2 protein-coding genes are annotated in these 1,694 nt (G+C 70.9%); one reads left to right on the top strand and one right to left on the bottom strand.

Going from position 1 to position 1,694, the window contains the following annotated elements; genetic code table 11:
• Nucleotides 1-196 (bottom strand): hypothetical protein (locus IJH84_RS07035; RefSeq protein WP_295141720.1); only part of this gene is annotated, 196 nt, incomplete at its 3' end.
• A gap of 107 nt (nucleotides 197-303) precedes the next feature.
• Here IJH84_RS07035 and IJH84_RS07030 point away from each other — a divergent pair.
• Entirely contained in the window at nucleotides 304-1,482 is a 1,179-nt protein-coding gene (locus IJH84_RS07030; RefSeq protein ID WP_295141716.1) for a helix-turn-helix transcriptional regulator, read from the top strand.
• Nucleotides 1,483-1,694: the final 212 nt, after the last annotated feature.

The following is a 1,694-nucleotide window of genomic DNA, read 5'->3' as shown; positions in this document are numbered from 1 at the left end:
GAGCCGACCGCCGGGCTGTTCCCGTCTCCGGCCCGTCCTCCCCGCGGCCTGCCTGGATCGCGGGCGCGGCTTCCGCTGCCTTGGTGCGTCGTGGTCCTCCCAGCGCATCGTGCCGGGGCAGTGGGTCGGCGGGGCCGGTGGTGGTGCCCCCGAACACCCCGGCCCCGCTCGGCACACCTGCGGGAGCGACTGTCATGGCCGCCAGCGTGGAACTGCTGGAGCGGTGATGACCGCGCCTGGCACTCTGGGCGTGCCTCTCCGCCGGTGCGCGGCGGACCTTTCGGTGAAGCGGGGTGTGTTCGGATGGCGGAAGCACCAGGTGAGACGCTCCGCGAGATCCGCAAGGCGAGAGGCAAGAGCCTCGCGGTGATCGCCGGGCTCGCGGGGATTTCCACGTCGTACCTGTCGCGGCTGGAGTCCGGCGATCGCGCGCTCGACCGCCGTTCGTTGATCATCCGGCTCGCGGAAGCCCTGGACGTGGCGCCGAGCGAGATCATGCGCACCGCGGTTCCCAACAGCGGTGAGCCGGAAGAGGACCGCGGACTCAACGCCGTACGGCTGGCGATGCTCCAGGCGAGCATGGGCGAGCCAGGCGGTGCGGTTGCGCCCGTTGACGCCCTCGCGGCGAGGACCGCCGAGATCTTGAACGCTCAGCGGGACTGCGATTACGGACTCGTCGGCGCCCGGCTTCCCGCGCTGATCAAGGATCTGCACACCACGCTCGAGACCGGGCGGGATGAGCGTGCGCTGCTGCGGTTGGCCGTCCTGACGCACGTGCAGGGCACCCAGGCATGGCTCGGGGATCTCGGCGCGAACCTCGATCTGTCCTGGCAGGCGTCGATGCTGGCGCGGAGTGCGGCGGAGCGCTTGGAAGAACCCGCCTACCACGCGGTGAGCGCGTTCGGAACCGCGTTCGGCCTGCTCGGAGCGGGTGGGGCAGATCTTGCTTCGCGGACGTTGGCGGCGGCCGATCCCGGCACCGCCACATCGTCGGCGATGCAGCTGACGGGGATGGTCGCGCTCACGTCCTCGCTCGTGACGGCTGCTCGAGGTGATCACGCCGGACGGCTTTCGGCGCTCGAGCACGCGGCCGACCTGGCATCCCGGACCGGTGAGGGCAACGCGATGTGGTTCGGGTTCGGCCCGTCGAACGTAGGCGTGTGGCGCATGTCGGTAGCCCTGGAGGCCGACGAACCTGCCGAGGCAGCGCGGATCGCGGAAGACGTCGATCCGGAGGCGTTGCCGTCGCCGACGCGGAAGGCGGCGTACTGGCGCGAGTACGGGCGCGCGCTCACCCACCTGCCGAACCGTCGCGACGATGCGGTGCTGAAGCTGCGCAACGCCGAGCAGATCTCGCCCACGCGCATTCACCGCCACCCGTTCATGCGCGCCATCCTCGCCGAGCTCTTGGCGAAGTCGAAGCGAGATGCCTCCGGCCGCGAGTTGCGCGGCATGGCCTACCGCGCGGGTCTGCGGGTATAGCAGCCACCCGTCCGAGTGATTGCCTGCGAGGCAAAACTTCGACGGCTCATCGGGGCGAAGGTTGGGCCATGCCGCAATCGCCTCCAGTGCAGTGCCGACCGCCGGGCTGTTCCCGTCTCCGGCCCGTCCTCCCCGCGGCCTGCCTGGATCGCGGGCGCGGCTTCCGCTGCCTTGGTGCGTCGTGGTCCTCCCAGCGCATCGTGCCGGGGCAG

Origin of the sequence: Saccharopolyspora sp. (genome assembly GCF_017434145.1) — a bacterium.
GTDB lineage: Bacteria > Actinomycetota > Actinomycetes > Mycobacteriales > Pseudonocardiaceae > Saccharopolyspora_C > Saccharopolyspora_C galaxeae.
The sequence above is the reverse complement of the archived record's forward strand: the minus strand, read 5'-3'. Positions and strand labels throughout refer to the sequence as shown.

Coding starts and splice junctions, on each gene's coding strand:
- IJH84_RS07030 (WP_295141716.1), top strand. CDS start 304: ATGGCGGAAGCACCAGGTGAGACGCTCCGCGAGATCCGCAAGGCGAGA.